At 60.7% G+C, this 19,426-nt stretch carries 17 protein-coding genes, 1 tRNA gene and 1 pseudogene; 9 read left to right on the forward strand and 10 right to left on the reverse strand.

What is annotated here, in order from left to right:
- Positions 1-36: 36 nt before the first annotated feature.
- The 4 genes from secDF to BA011_RS05735 all read left to right on the forward strand — a co-directional run bounded on the left by secDF (position 37) and on the right by BA011_RS05735 (position 4,367).
- A complete protein-coding gene (gene secDF / locus BA011_RS05720; protein ID WP_065279730.1) occupies positions 37-2,577 on the forward strand; it encodes a protein translocase subunit SecDF in 2,541 nt (846 codons plus the stop codon).
- Between the two features lie 4 nt (positions 2,578-2,581).
- Complete coding sequence (locus BA011_RS05725; protein WP_065279731.1) at positions 2,582-2,968, forward strand: Mth938-like domain-containing protein; 387 nt, start codon at positions 2,582-2,584, stop codon at positions 2,966-2,968.
- 2 nt (positions 2,969-2,970) lie between these two features.
- A complete protein-coding gene (locus BA011_RS05730) occupies positions 2,971-3,828 on the forward strand; it encodes a phytoene/squalene synthase family protein (protein WP_065279732.1) in 858 nt (285 codons plus the stop codon).
- 71 nt (positions 3,829-3,899) lie between these two features.
- A complete protein-coding gene (locus BA011_RS05735) occupies positions 3,900-4,367 on the forward strand; it encodes a hypothetical protein (protein ID WP_065279733.1) in 468 nt (155 codons plus the stop codon).
- Between the two features lie 88 nt (positions 4,368-4,455).
- On the opposite strand, the gene trmFO is transcribed toward BA011_RS05735, so the two are convergent.
- The 4 genes from trmFO to BA011_RS05750 form a co-directional block, all read right to left on the reverse strand.
- Positions 4,456-5,889, reverse strand: a complete 1,434-nt coding sequence (gene trmFO / locus BA011_RS05740; protein WP_065279734.1) for a methylenetetrahydrofolate--tRNA-(uracil(54)-C(5))-methyltransferase (FADH(2)-oxidizing) TrmFO — start codon at positions 5,887-5,889, stop codon at positions 4,456-4,458.
- Positions 5,890-5,982: 93 nt separating this feature from the next.
- Complete coding sequence (locus BA011_RS05745; RefSeq protein WP_003539017.1) at positions 5,983-6,126, reverse strand: DUF1127 domain-containing protein; 144 nt, start codon at positions 6,124-6,126, stop codon at positions 5,983-5,985.
- A gap of 10 nt (positions 6,127-6,136) precedes the next feature.
- On the reverse strand, positions 6,137-6,379 hold the full coding sequence (locus tag BA011_RS41130; protein ID WP_151343391.1) for a hypothetical protein: 243 nt from the start codon (positions 6,377-6,379) through the stop codon (positions 6,137-6,139).
- A 41-nt stretch (positions 6,380-6,420) separates the two neighbouring features.
- Entirely contained in the window at positions 6,421-6,567 is a 147-nt protein-coding gene (locus tag BA011_RS05750; protein ID WP_003539019.1) for a DUF1127 domain-containing protein, read from the reverse strand.
- 872 nt (positions 6,568-7,439) lie between these two features.
- Between BA011_RS05750 and BA011_RS05755 the strand changes: the two are divergent.
- The 5 genes and pseudogenes from BA011_RS05755 (at position 7,440) to BA011_RS05775 (ending at position 11,650) form a co-directional block, all read left to right on the forward strand.
- Positions 7,440-8,542 (forward strand): annotated as a pseudogene (locus BA011_RS05755) (DUF2157 domain-containing protein).
- Positions 8,539-9,129: a GDYXXLXY domain-containing protein gene (locus BA011_RS05760; RefSeq protein ID WP_065279735.1), complete on the forward strand. Its 591-nt coding sequence runs from the start codon at positions 8,539-8,541 to the stop codon at positions 9,127-9,129. The pseudogene BA011_RS05755 and the gene BA011_RS05760 overlap by 4 nt, the downstream one beginning before the upstream one ends.
- Before the next feature lie 153 nt (positions 9,130-9,282).
- Positions 9,283-9,367: transfer RNA gene (locus BA011_RS05765), tRNA-Leu, on the forward strand.
- Positions 9,368-9,567: 200 nt separating this feature from the next.
- Complete coding sequence (tig, locus tag BA011_RS05770) at positions 9,568-11,052, forward strand: trigger factor (protein ID WP_065279736.1); 1,485 nt, start codon at positions 9,568-9,570, stop codon at positions 11,050-11,052.
- Positions 11,053-11,227: 175 nt separating this feature from the next.
- The gene (locus tag BA011_RS05775; protein ID WP_065279737.1) at positions 11,228-11,650 is read left to right on the forward strand and encodes a nuclear transport factor 2 family protein; all 423 of its coding nucleotides are present in this window, start codon (positions 11,228-11,230) and stop codon (positions 11,648-11,650) included.
- A gap of 135 nt (positions 11,651-11,785) precedes the next feature.
- Here BA011_RS05775 and BA011_RS05780 read toward each other — a convergent pair whose 3' ends face one another.
- The 6 genes from BA011_RS05780 to map form a co-directional block, all read right to left on the reverse strand.
- A complete protein-coding gene (locus BA011_RS05780; protein WP_065279738.1) occupies positions 11,786-13,555 on the reverse strand; it encodes a B12-binding domain-containing radical SAM protein in 1,770 nt (589 codons plus the stop codon).
- Between the two features lie 158 nt (positions 13,556-13,713).
- On the reverse strand, positions 13,714-14,517 hold the full coding sequence (locus BA011_RS05785; protein ID WP_065279739.1) for an endonuclease/exonuclease/phosphatase family protein: 804 nt from the start codon (positions 14,515-14,517) through the stop codon (positions 13,714-13,716).
- Positions 14,518-14,581: 64 nt separating this feature from the next.
- The gene (sthA, locus tag BA011_RS05790; RefSeq protein WP_026157329.1) at positions 14,582-15,988 is read right to left on the reverse strand and encodes a Si-specific NAD(P)(+) transhydrogenase; all 1,407 of its coding nucleotides are present in this window, start codon (positions 15,986-15,988) and stop codon (positions 14,582-14,584) included.
- Between the two features lie 218 nt (positions 15,989-16,206).
- Positions 16,207-17,394, reverse strand: coding sequence for an alpha-hydroxy acid oxidase (locus tag BA011_RS05795; protein ID WP_065279740.1), 1,188 nt, complete (start codon positions 17,392-17,394; stop codon positions 16,207-16,209).
- Between the two features lie 175 nt (positions 17,395-17,569).
- Positions 17,570-18,397 (reverse strand): RadC family protein, encoded by an 828-nt coding sequence (gene radC / locus BA011_RS05800; protein WP_065279741.1) that lies wholly within the window; start codon positions 18,395-18,397, stop codon positions 17,570-17,572.
- 7 nt (positions 18,398-18,404) lie between these two features.
- Complete coding sequence (gene map / locus BA011_RS05805) at positions 18,405-19,241, reverse strand: type I methionyl aminopeptidase (protein WP_017960220.1); 837 nt, start codon at positions 19,239-19,241, stop codon at positions 18,405-18,407.
- Positions 19,242-19,426 lie beyond the last annotated feature (185 nt).

Here is a 19,426-nt window from a genome sequence, read left to right on the forward strand (position 1 = left end):
CGGCAGGGACCGCCGGATCGGAAGATCGTCGAGAGAATGTTGCATTTTTCCCGCTGGAAAACACTTCTGATTTGGCTGGTCGCGTTTGCTGCCATCGTCGTCGCTGCGCCCAATCTGCTGACTGAGGCGCAGCGTTCCTCCCTGCCGGACTGGTTGCGGCACGACCGCGTCGTGCTTGGTCTCGACCTGCAGGGCGGCTCGCATATCGTTTTGAAGGTCGAGCGTTCCGATATCGTCAGGGACCGCCTGGAAGAGGTGGTCGCCAATGTGCGCAACGCGCTGCGCGGCGCTGGCATCCGCTATACCGGCCTCACCGGCAATGACCAGACCGTTACCGTGCGGATCACCGATCCGGCCCAGACACAGGCGGCGGTCGATCTCCTGAAGCCTTTGACGACGGCTGGTGGACATTCGGGACCTGAGGTCGCGCTGCAGCAGGGCGACCAGGGGCAGCTCTCGCTGCAGATTTCCGTCGCCGGCATTACTGCTGACGTCGCTTCCGCCCGGACCCGCTCGCTCGATATCGTTGGCCGCCGCATCGCCGGATTGGGCAATGATAATTTCCTCGTTCGCCCCGATGGCGCCGACCGCATCGTCGTGCAGGTGCTGGGATCGGTCGATGCGGAGCGGCTGAAGAACATCCTCAACCAGCCGGCCAAGCTTTCCTTTCATCTGATCGACGAAAGCATGTCGGGGCAGGAGGCGTTGAACGGCCGCTGGCCGGCGACATCGCAGGTGCTCTATTCGCTTGACGATCCGCCGGTACCGTATCTCGTCGACCGCACGGCTTTCATCACCGGCAGCAACATGGTCGATATCGAGCCTGTCGTCGATCCACAGACGCAGGACACCTCGATCGCCTACCGTCTCGATGCCGAAGGCAAAGAGCGGCTGGCGCAGGCGACGGGGCAGAATATCGGCAAACACCTTGCCATCATCTTCGACGGCCAGGTGATGGCGTCACCGGTCATCGATGCGGCGATTACCGGCGGCGAGGGCCGGATTTCGGCAAACTTCTCCGAGGATGGCGTCCGCGACCTTGCGATCATGCTGCGCGCCGGCGCCTTGCCGGCGACGCTGACCAGCGTTGAGGAACGCAGCATCAGTCCGAGATTCGGCGCCGATTCCATCTTCAACGGCCTCGTTGCCGGCCTCGTCGCCGTCGTGTTGGTCGCGGCACTGATGATCGCGCTCTATCGCATCCTCGGCCTCATCGCAGTCGCCTCGCTCTTCCTCAACCTGATCCTCATCGTCGCGGTGCTCAGCCTTGCCGGTTCGACGCTCACCTTGCCGGGGATTGCCGGCATCGTGCTGATCGTCGGCATGGCGGTCGATTCGAACGTTCTGATCTATGAGCGAATCCGCGAAGAGGAAAAAACCGCCCATTCCTTTGCGGAGGCCGTCGGCCGCGGTTTCTCGCGCGCATTCGCAACCATCGTCGACGCGAACGTCACGATCTTCATTGCCGCCATCATCCTCTTCTTCCTCGGCAGCGAATCCATCCGCGGTTTCGCCGTGACGCTGGCGATCGGCATCCTGACGACCGTTTTCACGGCTTTCACGCTGACACGCTCGATCGTTGCCGTCTGGTTGAGAAGGCGCCATCCCCGGCATCTGCCGAAGAGCGTGCTGACGCATCTTTTCGAACACGCCAATATCCGCTTCATGGGGATCCGCCGTTATGTCTTTACGGCGTCGGCGGTCATCTCGCTAATCGCCATGGCCGCCTTTGCCACCGTCGGCCTGCATCTCGGCATTGATTTCACCGGCGGTTCGCTCATCGAGGTGACGGCAAAGCAGGGCAATGCCGACATCGCCGATCTCAACGCGCGCCTTAATGATCTCAATCTCGGTGAGATCAGTGTCGAGCGCACGGGCGGGCCGGCGAACGCGCGGATCCGCATCGCTTCCCAGGGAGGCGGCGAGAATGCCGAGCAGTCGGCGGCGACGCTGGTGCGCGGCGAGCTCCAAGACGATTATGACTTTCGCCGCGTCGAGGTCGTCGGTCCCGCCATCTCGGGCGAATTGACGATGATGGCGACGCTCGGCGTGCTTGCGGCACTTGCGGCGATCCTCATCTACATCTGGATCCGCTTCGAATGGCAATTCGCGGTCGGCGCCATCGTCGCAACGCTGCACGACGTCATCATCATGCTGGGTCTCTTCGTCCTCACCGGCATCGAGTTCAACCTGACGAGCGTCGCCGCCGTGCTGACCATCGTCGGTTATTCCCTGAACGATACGGTCGTGGTCTACGACCGTATGCGCGAGAATCTGAAGCGATACAAGAAGATGCCGCTGCCGATCCTGATCGATGCTTCGATCAATCAGACGCTGTCGCGCACCGTTCTGACCGCGGCGACGACATTGATCGCCTTGCTGGCGCTCTTTCTCTTCGGCGGTGAAGTCATCCGTTCCTTCACCTTTGCGATGCTCTTCGGCGTCGCTCTCGGCACCTTCTCTTCGATCTATATCGCCGCTCCTGTCTTGATCGTCTTCCGGCTGCGGCCGGAGGCTCCGGACGGGGAAGAGAGCAACAAGACGGGTGCTGGTGTAAAATCCGGCACGGTGGTTTGAAAACATGGCAAAAGGCATAGAAATCCGCGCCGCGCATTTCCCTGGGCGCGCTCCGATCGATGCTTACGGCAATGGCGGCTTTCGTTTTGCCGACATGTCGCATCGCGGCTCGATCCTTTGCCTGCCCTCCGGCATTCATGGCTGGGACATGGACATGTCGAAACCGCTGTCGCCTGAAAATTTTCGCCGAGTGCTGGATGAGGCCGCCGATATCGAGGTTCTGCTCGTCGGTACCGGAACCCAGCTTCGCCGTCTGCCCGAGGAATTGCGGCTGGCGCTGAAGTCGCGCGGCATCTCCTCCGATCCGATGAGCACCGGGGCTGCAGTGCGCACCTTCAATATCATGCTCGCCGAGCAGCGCGCCGTCGCCGCGGCGTTGATTGCGGTCTGACGATGACTGAAGCGCATATTGCGACCAACCAGGACATCTGCCTGGCGATGCTGCGTGACAGCGATCGCGACCGCTATCTCGCCTGTCTGCTGTCGCCGGAGGAAAAGCGCGGCGCGCTCGCAGCGCTTTACGCCTTCAATGCCGAGCTTGCCCGCATCCGCGATCTCGTCCACGAGCCCTTGCCCGGTGAGGTGCGGCTGCAATATTGGCACGATCTCCTGGAAGGGAGCGCACACGGCTCGACGGCGGCCAATCCCGTCGCGGCAGCACTTCTCACCGCAATCGAAACGCACCGCCTGCCGCGCAAGACGCTCATCGACATGATCGAGGCCCGGACCTTCGATCTCTATGACGATCCGATGGAGACACGTCTTTCGCTTGAAGGCTATGCCGGCGAAACGGCATCGGCGCTGATTCAGCTCGCAAGCCTGGTGCTTTCGCCGGAGGAAGCCGCACGCTCGGCCGACGCCGCCGGCCATGCCGGCGTCGCCCAGGCGGTCGCCGGGCTGTTGCTGCTGATGCCGCTGCATCGCCGCCGCGGCCAGATCTATATTCCGTTGCAGATCCTTTCCGCCACCGGTCTCGACCGCGATGCCTTCCTCGCCGGCGAAGACAGGCCGCGCATCTCTGCCGCCATCGAGGCCTTCGCCGGCCTCGGTCGCGAACATCTTGCAAAGGCGAGGGCGGCGGGGCCGATTGCGCCGGCCGTCTTTCCAGCCTTCCTGCCGGCGACGCTTGCCGAACCGGTGCTCGTCAAGGCACAGAAACGCGGCGCCTTGCTGCTCGACCGGCCGCTGCAGCCGCCGCAATGGCGCCGCCAGCTGCGGATGGGGCTGGCTGCCGCACGCCGAAAAATCTGATATCGGTCAAATTCGCGCAAGTCTCGCGCGTTACAAGGCTTCCACCGCTACCCTTTGAACGGAGACTCGGCGTGGGCATTATCGTCTGGTGCGTCCTTTTCGCCATCGTCATTTTCTTTGCTTTCGTGGCAACGCGCATGGCCGCGCAGAACAAGGAAGACGGCCTGCATGACACGGGCCTTGCCATCATCGAATTCGGCCGCGCCTTTCCGAACGAGGCGATCCGTCAGTTGCAGGCGACGGAAAACGGCCAGGCCGTTTTTGTGCGCCTGCACGACAACAAGGCCGGCTTCATGCGCAACATGTCGCGCCATTTCTCCTGCCACGTGATCGAGCCGGGTCGGGTGCGCGTCGTCGGCTCGGAAACGGGCAGGGGACTGGTGATCGACTTCCTCGATGCGCCCCATCACAACGGCGATTTCGAATTCGCTTCCGCCAAGGAAGCCTCGGAGGTTTCGCTCTGGCTGCTCGGCAATTATATCGCCGAGCCGGATAAGGACCTGCCGCCCGGCAATATTTCGGCGGCGAATAAGCAGTAATCCATGTCGCCCAAAAGTGTGCATCGGTTTGGGAGGACGACATGCATAAAAGCAAAGTCTTCAAGCGCGACGTGCTTGAAAGCGCCGATCAGGCGCTTTCGGCAAGCGTCGATTCTTGACCGAGCCAAGCCGCGCAGTCGGCAAGCGCGCGCCGTGCGATCAGCTGCCGCTTCATGATCGTCTTGTCCTTGCCGCGGAAGCGCTTGACGCCTTCAGGTTTGACGATCGAACCCGGCTGGAGCTCCGGAAACAGCCCGAAATTGATGTTCATCGGCTGGAACGATCGTTTGCCCGGCTCCTCGTCGGTGACGAGGTGCCCACCGGTGATATGGCCGAGCAGCGATCCGAGCGCCGTCGTCGCCGGCGGTAGCGAAATCGCCTCACCCTTGCGTTCGGCGGCGGCGAAACGCCCGGCCATCAGCCCGACGCTGGCGCTTTCCACATATCCCTCACAGCCGGTGATCTGGCCGGCAAAGCGCAGGCCGGGCCGCGATTTCAGCGTCAGCGACGGATCGAGCAGGGTGGGGGAGTTGATATAGGTGTTGCGGTGGAGACCGCCGAGACGGGCAAATTCCGCATTTTCCAGGCCCGGGATCATCCGGAAGATGTCTGCCTGCGCGCCATATTTCAGCTTCGTCTGGAAGCCGACCATATTGTAGAGCGTGCCGAGCGCATTGTCCTGCCGCAGCTGCACAACGGCATAGGCCTTGACCGTCGGATTATGCGCGTTCGTCAGCCCCATCGGCTTCATCGGTCCGTGGCGCAAAGTCTCGCGGCCGCGTTCGGCCATCACCTCGATCGGCAGGCAGCCGTCGAAATAAGGCGTGCCCTCCCATTCCTTGAAACCGACCGTATCGCCTGATATCAGCGCATCGACGAAGGCATTGTACTGCGCCTCGTCCATCGGGCAGTTGATGTAATCCTTGCCGGTGCCGCCGGGGCCGACCTTGTCGTAGCGCGACTGATACCAGCAGATATCCATGTCGATGCTCTCGCGGTAGACGATCGGCGCGATGGCGTCGAAGAAGGCGAGCGAATCCTCGCCGGTTTCCGCCTGGATTGCGCTCGCGAGCGACGGCGCCGTCAACGGTCCGGTGGCGACGATGGCAAGATCCCAATCCTTTGGCGGCAGGCCGGTGACCTCTTCACGCAGGACGGTGATGAGCGGGTGGTCATGGACCGCTTTGGTCACCGCCTCGGAGAAGCCATCGCGATCGACGGCGAGCGCACCACCGGCCGGTACTTGGCACCGGTCGGCAGCGGCCATGATCAGCGAGCCCGCCATACGCATCTCGGCATGGATGACGCCGACGGCATTGCTGGTCGCATCGTCGGACCGGAAAGAGTTGGAGCAGACGAGTTCGGCAAGACCGTCGGTCTTGTGCGCATCCGTGCCGCGCACCCCGCGCATTTCATGCAGGATAACCGGAACGCCGGAACTGGCGATCTGCCAGGCGGCTTCTGAACCGGCAAGCCCGCCGCCGACAACGTGGATAGGGGAATAGGAGGAGATCGTGTTCATTCCGGGCTGATATCATGTCGGCAGGTGCGATCCAACACCCTGGAATCAAAAACGGCGCCCTTGGGCGCCGTCTTGGAAGCATCGTACTCGCTATTAGCGGAACGAGCGGGATGCGATATTCCGGATGTCGTAGCGGCTAACGCCGATATCGGACAGCGTCTGGTTCGAAAGGCCGCCGAGTTCATTGAGCGTACGACGGTAGCTGAGCCAGCTTCTTGCAATGCGGATCGGGTTCATTGTCTTCTTCCTATGTCCGCGGGACGGCGGGATCGCCTGTCTCTCTGCGGTTGATGTTTATATAGGCGAGAACCGTCCAATTGTGCAGTGCAAATAAAAGGCGACTGCCATGCAATTGTGCACTATGATGCTCTTCAATTAAGCAGAGGATATTTTTTGAGCGGGCTAACGAGTGGGAAAAACCTGCAACCGCCGCGACATGCCCCATGAAGACAAAAGAAAACGCCCGCTGCGGGTGCAGCGGGCGTTTCAATCGAGAACAATCCTGCTTGGGAGGAGCGCGGATCGCCTGAATTAGCGGTGAGAAGCCTCACGGGCAACGCGATGGATGTCCGAACGGTCGATGCCGAGATCGTGCAATTCGCGGTTGGTCATGCGGCCGAGTTCCGTGACGGTCTGACGATACTTGCGCCAGTTATTGAAAGAGCGGGAGAAGTTCATGTTAAGCCCCTTTCCGAGGGTTTCATCCGCCAGCAGCCACCGATCGGCGCTGACCTCTATTTGATGACTTGGAATATATGTTGCGACGCGAAAGACTAAAACAGACAAGTTTTCAGATCACCTATGCGAGGCATGCAATGCTCAAAGGGTATTTGACGCAGACTTACCATTTTTTGGTCAACGAATAGGCAGAATGACTTTTGAAAAAGCAGTTCGATTTGGAGGGGGCGAATGGAGTGCCATAGCGGAAAACGCTGCGTCCCCGGTGATTCCGCCTGTGCGTCCGCTCAAGGAGCTGTTCCGCTTCGGATTGGAAGTCGCCCACCCCTTCGCGGGGTTGGTGGGGCGGCGTGACGACAATGTGGCACGACGGCGCCATGCGACGAAAATCCTCTCACCGCCAAGGCTTTAATGAAGCTCTGGCTAAACAAAAACGCCCGCCGGGGGAGGATCCGGCGGGCGCGTTATGGTGACTGACAACTGGGAGGAGGAGTGTTGTCAGCCTATCGCAGCGCGCTGGGAGGAGGAGTGCGCGGCTACGAATCTCGTCACGGACAAAGCATCCGCGGGCGTCCAGCTGATGCCGGGCCGGGGCGCCATCCCCGTGCTTCGATACATTGATAAATAGTATGACTAATGAGTATTGTGCAGTGCAATAAATTCATGGGGGATATGCAAGTGTCGCATACCTCTCCGTCCATAGGCTTATATTAGCCCTTCTGACGTTAGCGGCGGGTTAACACTCGATACTATTTAGACCAATGAGGAACTTGTATATTTGGCGGACGGGCGTTTGCGAACACCCGTGCTGCGTCTATAACGGCGTGAGCTGCAGCGCCGCAGTCGACGTTGCGGAAATCAAGGGGTTGAGCATGTATCGCGGCAGATTGGAGCGGGATCTTTCGCTCTGGGTGGGCAAGGGCCTGCTCGGGCGGGAAACGGCAGGTGCGCTTCTCGCCGAATATGACAGCCGCCCGGCAAGCTTCAGCCTCGGCAGGGTGCTGATGGCGCTGGCAGCGGTGCTGCTTGCAGCTGCCATCCTGCTGGTCGTCGCCTCCAACTGGGAGGCCATCCCGCGCCTTGTGCGCGTGGGGGGCATCCTTGCCCTGATCTGGGTCGTGCATATCGCCGCCGCCGGGATGCTTGCTCGCGGTGCGACAGCCGCCGCAGGCGGCTTGCTGGTCATCGGGGCGATGAGTTTCGGCGGCGCCATCTCGCTGGTCGGGCAGATGTATCATCTCTCCGGCGACCAGCAGACGGTGATGTATCTCTGGTTCGCGATTGCGACGGTCTCGGCGATCCTGTTCCGTTCAGCCGCGGTGACCGTCGTCGCAGGCTTCCTCTCCTGGGCATCCTTTGCGGTTTATCTGCAGGATAACGACACGCATTGGATCGGTCTCGATCCCTGGATGGCGCCGGTCATGGCGGTGATCGTCATCGGGCTGGTGCGGTATACCGGCGCCGAGCGGGGCCGCCACCTGGCCTATCTTCTGCTGATCGGTTGGCTCGCCTGGCTCTATACTCTTTATGAGGAGATCACCGTGGCGCTTGCCTTTGCAATCGGCGGCATGGCGGCCTTCGTCCTGACGGCATTGCCCCCAGGCCTATTGCCTCCTTGGTCAGAACCGCCGGTGCGGCTCCTGCCTTCTACAGCTTCCTCGTCGCCGTAATCGGCTTCCTGCTGCTGCATATCGAGATCGAGGATGGCTGGGGGCTGGTGGTGCTCGGAGTGGTGACGCTTGCCGCTTCCGTGCTGGCGATCGTCCTGCGTGGCAGGGATAACGGCGCGGTGCGATATCTCGCCTACGCGACCTTTGCCGCGGAGATGCTCTATCTCGCCTCCGTCACTGTCGGCTCGATCCTCGGCACGTCGAGCCTCTTCCTCTTCTCCGGTCTCGTGGTCGCGCTGGTCGCCTGGATGGTTATCCGTCTCGAACGGCGTTTTTCGGCGAATGCACAGGGAGAGCGGGCATGAACTCGTTCATCGCAAAGCTGCAATCCGGCAAGGGCTATCTGCTTTCGGCTATCATCGTCGCCGGTCTGCAGACCCTTATCCTCGGCACGATCATCCAGAGCCGGGCGTCGATCCTCAGCGATGGCGCCGAAGTGCTGCTGAAGACGGCGCCCGTCGATCCGCGCGATTTCCTGCGCGGCGACTATGTCGTCTTGAACTACGACATTTCCTCGGTGCCGGTGCAGACGGTTTCCGGCAGCATTCCGGCCGAGGCCGGCGAGCGGGTGTTATGGGTCCGGCTGAAGAAGCAGGAGGACGGTTTCTGGACGGTGACCGAATCGTCCTTTCACGAACTGCCTCCGCAGCCGGAGACCGTGATCCTGCGCAGCCAGCCATTTTATAGTGGCGGACTTGCCGCCGGCGACAGCATGCGTGTCGAATACGGCATCGAGCGCTACTACGTTCCCGAAGGCGAGGGCAAGCCGATCGAGGAGGCTCGCAATGACGGCAACGTCGCCATTGCAGTGCGTGTCTCGCCTGATGGAAGCGCACAGATCCGCAGCCTTCTCGTTGACGGCAAGCCGGTTTACGACGAGCCGCTTTACTGATCGCGTCACACTTCGGGGCAGGGCGGCTCCAGGGCCGCAAATCCCCTGTCATTTACCGTTCATTTTTCCTTTGCCTCGACCAAATCGGGTGATATAGAGACGCCGCGCTCCGGAAGGCCTCATGCGCAGGCATAGGCATGCGGTTTTGTGAACGCGGGTATGGTGAAATTGGTAGACACGCCAGATTTAGGTTCTGGTGCCGCAAGGCGTGGGAGTTCAAGTCTCTCTACCCGCACCAAGCTGTTTGCAGGCGGGAGACTAAGAATCGGTTGTTCCAGAACAATTGAGAGTTGTCCCGAATAGCCCGCGAGTGCCATTCCGCTTTGGGCGGAATGATATGGAATTGGGAAAAGCCACGCGCGGCAGGATCGCCGGCGTCGTGCTCATCGAAACGAACGGCGTCTGGGCACGGCCGCCACGAAATGAAGGTAGGAAGACATGCAGGTTATCGAAACGCTCGCTGAAGGGCTGAAGCGCGAAATCAAGGTCGTTATCCCGGCCAAGGACATGCAAGACAAGATGAATGAGCGTCTTGCCGATGTGAAGGACAAGGTTCGCATCAACGGCTTCCGTCCGGGCAAGGTCCCTGCCGCTCACCTCAAGAAGGTCTACGGTAAGTCGATCATGGCCGACCTCGTCAACGAGATCGTCCGCGAGCAGCCGGCCGCCATCCTGTCCAGCCGCGGCGAGAAGTCGGCCACGCAGCCGGAAATCGCCATGACGGAAGACAAGGACGAAGCCGACAAGATCCTCGCCGCCGAGCAGGATTTCGAATTCACGCTCTCCTATGAAGTTCTGCCGCCGATCGAGCTGAAGTCGGTCAAGGGCATCAAGGTCACGCGCGAAGTCATCGACATCTCGGACGACGAAGTCAACGAGCAGGTCCTGAAGGTCGCCGAAAGCGCCCGCGCCTACGAGACCAAGACCGGCAAGGCCGCGAACGGCGACCGCATCACCATGGATTACGTCGGTAAGGTCGACGGCGAAGCCTTCGAGGGCGGCACCGACCAGGGCGCCGAACTGGTGCTTGGCTCCGGCCGCTTCATTCCGGGCTTCGAAGACCAGCTCATCGGCGTCAAGGCCGGCGCCGAGAAGACCATCACCGTGACCTTCCCGGCCGACTACCCGGCCAAGAACCTCGCCGGCAAGGAAGCGACCTTCGACGTGTCAGTCAAGGAAGTCGCCGCACCTGCCGATGTCGAGATCAACGACGAACTCGCCTCCAAGCTCGGCATCGAATCTGCCGACCGCCTGAAGGAAATCGTCCGTGGCCAGATCGAATCGCAGTACGGCTCGCTGACCCGCCAGAAGCTGAAGCGCCAGATCCTCGATCAGCTCGACGAGATGTACAAGTTCGAGACCCCGAACTCGCTCGTCGACGCCGAATATAACGGCATCTGGAGCCAGGTGAACAACGACCTCGCCCAGTCCGGCAAGACCTTCGAGGACGAAGACACGACCGAAGAGAAGGCTCGCGAGGAATACAAGACGCTCGCCGAGCGCCGCGTTCGCCTAGGTCTCGTTCTCTCCGAAATCGGCGAAAAGGCCGGCGTCGAAGTCAGCGAAGACGAGATGCAGCGCGCCATCTACGATCAGCTGCGCCAGTATCCGGGCCAGGAAAAGCAGATCCTCGAATTCTTCCGCAGCCAGCCGGGTGCCGCCGCTTCGATCCGCGCACCGATCTTCGAAGAGAAGGTCATCGATCACCTGCTGACCGAAATCGACGTCACCGACAAGAAGGTGACCAAGGAAGAGCTGCTCGCCGAGGAAGAAGGCGAAGCAAAGGCCGAAACCAAGAAGGCCGCGCCGAAGAAGAAGGCTGCCGCCAAGGCCGAAGCAGCTGACACCGGTGAGGGCGAAGAAGCCGCACCGAAGAAGAAGGCTGCTCCGAAGAAGAAGGCGGCTGACGAAAGCGCCGAATAATCGCTTTTCAGTTCAGAAGTTTGGAGGGCCTCGCCATCGTGCGGGGCCTTTTCTATTATCCAGGGCAGTTCATTCTCGCCGTCTACTCCATTGTGTTTAGTCATCCGGAACAACAAAGAGTTGCATTAAAGTATAATTAGATGCAGATTTCGCTGATGGTGGGAGGGACCTGAAAATGACTGCAAAGCATGATATGAAGAAGCTAGTAGAGGAAATTTATGCTGTGCGTGACCGTGGCAATGTCGAAGCTACGCTGGCGCTGATCGGCGAGAATTGCACCTTTCGCATGGTCGGCAATACCCGACTGGCGCCTTTTTCGACTGAAGTAAGCGGGGATTCTTTTCGCCAGGCGATAACCCAGCTTATCACTGTATGGGATCTATCAAATATCAGGACAGCCGGCATCTATGTGGACGAAGATGAGCAGATGGTCTTTGCCCACCGCGAAGGCGAGGTCAGGCACATCCCATCGGGCGTGAGCTTCCATACGGAATTCGTCGACAAGATCCGTTTCCGCGATGGGAAACCGGTCAAGATCGTCGAATTCGTCGACACGCTGCAAGTGGCCGAGACAACCAAGATGATCCAAGTCGCTTAAACGGCCACCAAGGTCGGAGCCTTCAAAGCGCGTTGTCAAACTTGATTCATGCGACGCGCTTTAACGCCATGCATTGGCTTGGAGTTTGATGCCGCCCATGTGTTCGGGCGTCAGCAGCCGTTCAAGAATTACCGCTCAATGCGCTGTCAGTTGCGCGACTTTCCTGACATGGCTCACGGCTGCGGCGCCGCCGGCGGTCTGTGTGAAGAGGTGGAGCGTTTCCTCTTCGTCGTCGGCGACCGGCGTCAGAGCCTGGTCCATGTAGGTCTTCGACTTCGCGTCCCTTGAAATCAAGAACGCCGAAATCGTCAGGCCAATGATCGTGCCGGCGAGCGAAGCATGTTTGCGGAAGGTTTCCCAGGCAAAGCGCGGCCAGAAGACGAGCGGATTCTCGCGCGGCAGGTCCGGGCGCCGTTCCGACGGCGTCTTCAGGCGCAGCAGGCCGCTTTGCAGCGGGTGCACGTTTTCCAGCGGCACGGTGGTCGCGAAGGAGACCAGAACCTTGACGAGCCTTGCGAGCGGTACGCCGGTCGCCACGGCGCGGCGCAGTAGCGTCTTCATATGATCAGGCGAATAATAGAGCGACCAGGCCTCGTGGTAGATGTCTTCCCATTCCTGCTTGCTCATTTTGGGATGCGCGGTGCAGACGTGCTCGACATCGTAGATATTGAGATCGGCATCCATTTCGATGCCCTTCTTCCACAGGACCTGATGGTCCTCGGAGCCGGGCAGCGGCGTCAGGATGAAGAATTCGATGACGTCGAGCGGCAGCTCTTCCTGGATGATCGCGATGTCGCGGCGGATCGATTCCGGCGTATCTGCGGGGAAGCCCAGGATATAACCGGCGAGCGTCATGATGCCCTGCGCCTTCCAGGCGAGCAGCATCTTGCGGTATTCGGTGATCTTGTTCTGGTTCTTCTTGGCGGCGGTCAGATTATCAGGATTGACGTTTTCGAGGCCGATGAAGACGCGGGTGACACCGGCGCGCCTGGATTTCTCGATGAAATTGGGGATCTTGTGGCAGAGCGTGTCGACCTGGATCATCAGGCCGAGCGGAATGCCGTCCCGTTCCTTGAGTTCGATCAACCGGTCGAAGATCGCTTCCCAATCCTTGTTGCGGGCGAAATTGTCGTCGGTGATGAAGAATTTGTGGATGCCCTGCGCCCAGTTCATCCGCACGAGCTTTTCGACGTCGTCGGCCGAGCGGAAGCGCGACTTGCGTCCCTGTACGTTGATGATGGTGCAGAACGAGCATTGATAGGGACAGCCACGCCCGGCATCGAAGCTGGTGCTGAGCCCGAGCGTGCGCTGGATATTGTCCTTCGGCAGGAAGGGAACCGGCGTGCCGCCGATGCCGGGAAGGTCGTTCATGAAATTATAGAGCGGCTTCAGCTCGCCGGCGGCGGCGTCGCGCAGCACCATGTCGAGCCGGCCCTCGGCTTCGCCGGCAAACATCGAGATGCCCATGTCACGACAGGCGTCAAGCCCCACGGCCTTGCCATCCAGCATCGACAGGCAGCCGGAAACATGGAAGCCGCCGATCGAAACCGGCAGGCCGGCATCGCGGAAGGGACGGGCGATATCGAGGGCGCGCGGATACTGGTTGGTCTGGACGCCAACCAGCGCGATCATACCGAAATTGTCGTGACGCTTGAACTGCGCCAGCAGTCCGGCGACATCGATCCGTGTATTGGTCTCGTCGATTACAGTGATATCGATCGCCGTATCGTCTCCGAGCACCTTGCGCTCGGCGCATTCGGCGGCAATGCCGTAGAGCGCCGCCAGTGAATTGGAGGGGATCATCGCCCGCCACCAGCGGATGACGTAGCCGTCGTCGTCATAATGCGACGGCTTGATCAGGATCAGCTGAAAACGTCTGCGCGCAGCTTCCAAGACATGGGACAAGAGTATCTATCTTTCTTTAGAAGCTTTGCCCGAAGGCAAACTGGCGTTGAAGACACATACAAGCACGACCTATCAATGCGATTTAGGAGGTCGAACTAAGGCATAAAAAAACGGCACGGCGCGCAAACGCTTCGCGAAGTGTATTATTCCTCAATATACTACCCGATATCGAGCAGCAATGCGCGATGGTCGGAGACGTCAGGCGCCTCGACCACCTCGAATTTGGCAACCTTCAACCCCGGCGTCACCAGCATGTAGTCGGCAAAGCGGCCCTGCTTCAGATAGTAGGAGGTTCGCGTGTCTACAAGGCCGCTTCCGGTGACGAGGTCGGAAAGCCCGAGCCTGCCGAGAATCGCAAAGGTCGCGCTATCAGGCAGCACGTTGAAATCGCCGCAGACGACGAGCCCTTCGTCGCCGGGCCAGACGCCATTGATGAGCTTGACCAGCGCTGCAGCCTGTTCGTCGCGCGCTGGGGTATCGCCCTTGCCTGCGGGATCGCGCAGGCCATGCATGTGGGCGATGGTCACGGTAGAAGCGCGCTCATGGCTGAACAGACGGATGCAATGGGCGTTTCGCGGCCGAGGATGTTCGCCCCAGCCATCAGCGGAAAAACGGCCATGCACGAAGTCCAGCCCTTGAGCGATGACAGAATGCGACTTGCGCACGAAGGTCGCCAGCCCGAATTCGGCGACAATTGCGCTATCGCCATCGAAAAGCTCGCCTCTCGAGGTCGGGCAGAAAAAGCCGTCGTGAGCGGGCAGGGCGGTGCTGATCTCGGTAAAGAGATTGAAGCGCTGTGGCAACTCGACATCGCCGTCCCGATAGACCGACCAGCCTGAGCGGGTGCCGGGTGCGCGCAAAACTTCCTGCAGGCACAGCACGTCGGGATTGGCCGCCGTCACATATTCAATCAGCGCCTCATGAAGCCTGCCGCCCCATGCGTTCAATGAAATGATGCGCAATATGATACGGCTCCGTTTTGGCGGCCGGACTTAGACGGCCGTTCCCTCGACGACGCGACGGACTTTAGAGTTCCGACTTGATGTCGCCCATTCGGTTCCAGGCATCGAGGCCGGCGATCTTGTAGGCTTCGGCGAGCGTCGGATAGTTGAAGGTGTTCTCGACGAAATATTCGACGGTCCCTTTGAGATTAAGCACCGCCTGGCCGATATGCACCAGCTCGGTGGCGCCTTCGCCGACAATATGCACGCCGAGCAGGCGGCGGGTCTTCAGCGAGAAGATCAGCTTCAAAAGACCGGTGTCGAGGCCCATGATATGACCGCGCGACGTCTCGCGGAAGCGGGCGATGCCGCATTCATAGGGAATACCGCGCTCCTTCATCTCTTCTTCGGTCAGGCCGCAGGTCGAAATCTCAGGCACGGCATAGATGCCGTAGGGGAAATATTTCGGCGGCTCCTTGGCGACCGCGCCGACCGCGACGCGGGCGGCGATGCGGCCCTGTTCCATCGAGGTCGAAGCAAGGCTCGGAAAGCCGACGACGTCGCCGGCGGCGTAGATGTTGGCAACTGATGTCTGGAAGGTCTCCGGATTGACCTTGAGACGGCCGCGGCTGTCGGCTTCGAGGCCGATGGCCTGAAGGTTCAGCGCATCAGTCGCCCCCATGCGGCCGGCGGCGAAAAGCACCATGTCGGTCGTCAGGCGTCGGCCGCTGTCGAGCGTCAGCTCGACCTTGCCGTTTTCGAGCCTCTCCACCTTGTCCGCCTTCTGGCCGAGCAGCAGCTTCATGTTGCGGTCGCGCAGCTGGTAGGTAAAATCCTCGATGATTTCCTTGTCGATGAAGTCGAGCATTGTCGCCTTCGGGTCGATGACGGTGACGGCGGTGTCGAGCGCGCTGAAGATCGTCGCATATTCGATGCCGATGACGCCGGCGCCGATGACCACCATCGATCGCGGCAGGTCCTGGATGTCCAGCAGTTCGTCGCTGTCGAGAACGGTCTTGCCGTCGAAGGGCATGTAATCGGGGCGGAACGGTTTTGTGCCGACGGCGAGCAGCACGCTGGCGGCGGTGACCTGCGTAGTCTCGCCGTCATCCTTGATCACCTGCAGCGTCGACGCATCGATGAAGCTCGCCTTGCCGCGAATATGCTGCACGCGGTTACGGGCGAACTGGTGTTCCAGCACCTCGACCTCGTGGTTCAGCGTAATCAGCAGGCGGCGGCGCAGGTCATCTGCACTGATCTCTTCCTTGACGCGATAAGACCGGCCGTAGAAGCCGCGTTCGCGCCAGCCGGAAAGATTAAGCGCAGTCTCGCGCAGCGTTTTGGAAGGGATGGTGCCGGTATGCACGGACACTCCGCCGACGCGTTTGCCCTGCTCGATGACAAGCACTTTCTTGCCGAGTTTTGACGCCTGGATCGCGCCGCGGCGCCCTGCGGGACCGCTGCCCACCACAACGAGATCGTACTGAAGCATCATCAAGCCCCGGATTGGAAAGGAATCATATTGCGACGCAAAATGTCGCCCGTCCATCGTTAGCCGGTCAATGTTACAGATTGTTTTACGGCCACCTGATTGGTCCTGACGGGTGCTTTTTCGGGCAAGTGAGCCCTGCGAGAAACAGCTTCACGCCATGGGTCCTAGCCGACGAAGACCGGCGGGGCGCTTGCCATGCTCGGTGGCTCGACGGCTTTTCATGCGCGGGTGATGTAGTCGGCGGAAATATCGCCCACCTTGGTGACGCCGAGCAACGCCATATTGCTATGCAGTTCCGTCTTCAGGATATCGGTCGCCTTAAGCACGCCTGGTAGGCCCGCGACGGCTGCGGCATAAAGGAACGGCCTGCCCACGAACACGAAACAGGCCCCGAGTGCGAGGGCCTTCATGATGTCCGTTCCACGCCTGAAACCGCCATCGACCATGACGGCAACGCTGTCTCCAACACGGGACGCAATCTCCGGAAGGACCTGAAGGGGAGATGCGGTACCGTCGAGCTGGCGGCCGCCATGGTTGGAGACGATCACGCCATCCGCCCCCGTATCGACAGCCCGCGCCGCGTCGTCAGGATGCATGATCCCCTTGACCACAAGTTTGCCGGACCACCTGTTGCGTATCCGCTCCAGATGGTTCCAGTTGAGATGGTCGCGCCTGCCGAAATCGCGCGTGACATTTGAGGAGATGATCGGCGCGCCTCTGGTGGCATAGGAATTCTCAAAATGCGGAATGCCGTGCCGGACGATCGTGCGCAGGAATGTGCCGGTGGTCCAGCGCGGGTGCGAGATGCCCTGCCATGCCAGGCGGAGACCGGGACGCAAAGGCGTCGAAAATCCGGCCCTTACATTGTTTTCACGATTTGGCAGCGTGGCTGTGTCCACGGTCAGCAGAAGCGTGCGCAAGCCGGCCGCGCCGACGCGATCGATGAGAGCGTCGATACGGTCGGGTTCGCCGGGGAGATAGGCCTGAAACCATGCTTGCGGCGAAACTGCAGCGATCTCTTCCAAAGGGATAAGCGATGAACCGCTTATGATCATCGGGATTCCCGATTGATCCGCTCCTTGCGCAAGCACGATGTCACCTCGATAGGCCATCAGCGCGCTGATACCCATCGGCGCGATGCCGAATGGCGCGGCATGGGTCTTGCCGAAGAGGCTCGTCTCGGTGCTGCGTTTCGAGACGTCCCGAAGGACACGAGGCCGGAAGGCATAGGTTTGGAAAGCTTCTGCATTATGCCGCAGTGACGCATTGGTCTCGGTTGCGCCCGCGATATAACCGAACAGGGGCTTTGGCAGATGTCGCCGCGCCTTTATTTCAAAGTCATCGAGGCAGAGCACCTCGCGGCAGAGCCGGGTCGATCGATCGGTGTTACCGCTGCGGATCGTCATGGAGCTTCATCTTCTCGGTATTTCGGGTGGGCATTGTCCAGGCTGTGGTGGTGCAAGACTGCATACAATCGCGCACCACCGACTGCTGTCAACTCCGGCATTCCGCAGTCTTCTCGGGGCATGGTCGATGCGCCGCGGCTCCGCATCTCGCCGGCGATCAGCCGCAGTGTTTTGTTCAGATCAGCTTCAGCCCCTTCAGGCTGACATGGCCATCCTTGCCGATGATGACGTGGTCGTGGACGGTGATATCGAGCGCTTTGGCCGCATCGATGATCACCTTCGTCATGTCGATGTCGGCGCGCGATGGCGTGGGATCGCCGGAGGGGTGGTTGTGGACGAGGATCATCGCCGTTGCCGAAAGCTCGAGCGCGCGTTTCACCACCTCGCGCGGATAGACCGGCGTATGGTCGACCGTGCCGCGGCCCTGCACCTCATCGGCGATCAGCACATTGCGCTTGTCGAGGAAGAGGATGCGGAACTGTTCGCGGGTCTCGTGCGCCATGGCGGCATGGCAATACTGGATGACCGAAGACCACGAGGACAGGACCTGTTTGCTCCTGAGCTCGCTCTTCAACGTCCGGTGGGCGACAGTCGAGATCAGCTTCAGGTCGAGCGCCACGGCCTCGCCGACACCTTTGACTTCCATCAGCAGCGCCTGAGGCGCACCGAAAACGCCGGAGAGTGAGCCGAACCGTTCGATTAGCGCCTTGGCGATCGGCTTGGTGTCACGCCGCGGGATCAGGCGGAAAAGCAGCAGCTCAAGGATTTCGTAGTCGGCAAGTGCTGTGTCGCCGAGCTCCCGGAAGCGGTCACGCAATCGCTCGCGATGGCCGTGATAATGCTCTTGGCCGGCGAGCGAGGCGGGCAGGGCGGTCCTGGCATTCGGCGCGGACGGCTTTTGCGGCTGTCCTGCAAAGAACGAACGTTCGTCGGCGGCAACGGGCTCTTGCGTCTCGAAAGGCACCTCGTCGTCGGTAGATGTCGAAACGGGCTCCTTCGCCATCGGATCGTCACCCGTTGTGTGACGGCAGACCGGGGCGGTCGAGCCCGCCCGGCGACAGCGTGAAAATCTCGCAGCCATCGGAGGTGACGCCGACGGTATGTTCGTACTGCGCCGACAGCGAGCGGTCGCGGGTGACCGCCGTCCAGCCGTCGGCCAGCACCTTCACATGCGGCCGGCCGAGGTTGATCATCGGCTCGATGGTGAAGATCATGCCTTCGCGCAGCTCCGGCCCCTCGTTGGCGCGGCCGTAATGCAGGATATTCGGCGAATCGTGGAACAGCCGGCCAACGCCATGGCCGCAGAAATCGCGCACCACCGAACAGCGCTCGGCTTCGGCATAGGTCTGGATCGCCTCGCCGATCGCGCCGGTGCGGGCGCCGGGCCTGACGGCGGCAATGCCGCGCATCAGCGATTCATAGGTGACTTCGAGCAGCCGCTCGGCGGAGCGCTTGATGGTGCCGACGGGATACATCCGGCTCGAATCGCCGTGCCAGCCGTCGAGCACGAAGGTGACGTCGATATTGACGATATCGCCGTCGCGCAGCGGCTTGTCGTTCGGAATGCCATGGCAGACGACGTGGTTGATCGAGGTGCAGGTCGATTTGGTATAACCGCGATAGTTCAGCGTCGCCGGATAGGCGCCGTGATCCATGCCGAAATCGAAGACGAACCTGTCGATCTCATCGGTCAGCAGGCCGGGCTTGACGATGTCGGCAAGCGCATCGAGGCAGCGTGCGGTCAGCTGGCATGCCCTGCGCATGCCCTCGAATGCTTGCGCGTCATAAAGCCGGATGGCGCCTGTATTCTTCGGGGGCGCAGTAGAGGCTTCGATATAGTTCACCATTGCAGGGCCTTAGCGGAGATTGTTAGATTTGTTCATAATGTAGCTATGCCGGGTTCGTCCATCACGATCAACCGCCAGGACGAGATTTCTGAGCGGATCCGATCCGTCCAACGTGCAGCCTTCCATATCCGTTCGGCGGACAATCAACGGTCCAGCTGAAATATCCACAATCTTCCCAAAGGGAT

Source organism: Rhizobium leguminosarum (assembly GCF_001679785.1).
In the GTDB taxonomy this organism is placed as follows: Bacteria; Pseudomonadota; Alphaproteobacteria; order Rhizobiales; family Rhizobiaceae; genus Rhizobium; species Rhizobium leguminosarum_R.

Bases quoted from the DNA above. Each gene is read 5' to 3' on its own strand.
- secDF (WP_065279730.1), top strand. From the start codon at position 37: ATGTTGCATTTTTCCCGCTGGAAAACACTTCTGATTTGGCTGGTCGCG.
- BA011_RS05725 (WP_065279731.1), top strand. From the start codon at position 2,582: ATGGCAAAAGGCATAGAAATCCGCGCCGCGCATTTCCCTGGGCGCGCT.
- BA011_RS05730 (WP_065279732.1), top strand. From the start codon at position 2,971: ATGACTGAAGCGCATATTGCGACCAACCAGGACATCTGCCTGGCGATG.
- map (WP_017960220.1), bottom strand. From the start codon at position 19,241: ATGGTGAACTATATCGAAGCCTCTACTGCGCCCCCGAAGAATACAGGC.
- trmFO (WP_065279734.1), bottom strand. From the start codon at position 5,889: ATGAACACGATCTCCTCCTATTCCCCTATCCACGTTGTCGGCGGCGGG.
- BA011_RS05750 (WP_003539019.1), bottom strand. From the start codon at position 6,567: ATGAACTTCTCCCGCTCTTTCAATAACTGGCGCAAGTATCGTCAGACC.
- sthA (WP_026157329.1), bottom strand. From the start codon at position 15,988: ATGCTTCAGTACGATCTCGTTGTGGTGGGCAGCGGTCCCGCAGGGCGC.
- BA011_RS05760 (WP_065279735.1), top strand. From the start codon at position 8,539: ATGAACTCGTTCATCGCAAAGCTGCAATCCGGCAAGGGCTATCTGCTT.
- BA011_RS05795 (WP_065279740.1), bottom strand. From the start codon at position 17,394: ATGACGATCCGCAGCGGTAACACCGATCGATCGACCCGGCTCTGCCGC.
- BA011_RS05775 (WP_065279737.1), top strand. From the start codon at position 11,228: ATGACTGCAAAGCATGATATGAAGAAGCTAGTAGAGGAAATTTATGCT.
- radC (WP_065279741.1), bottom strand. From the start codon at position 18,397: ATGGCGAAGGAGCCCGTTTCGACATCTACCGACGACGAGGTGCCTTTC.
- tig (WP_065279736.1), top strand. From the start codon at position 9,568: ATGCAGGTTATCGAAACGCTCGCTGAAGGGCTGAAGCGCGAAATCAAG.
- BA011_RS05745 (WP_003539017.1), bottom strand. From the start codon at position 6,126: ATGAACCCGATCCGCATTGCAAGAAGCTGGCTCAGCTACCGTCGTACG.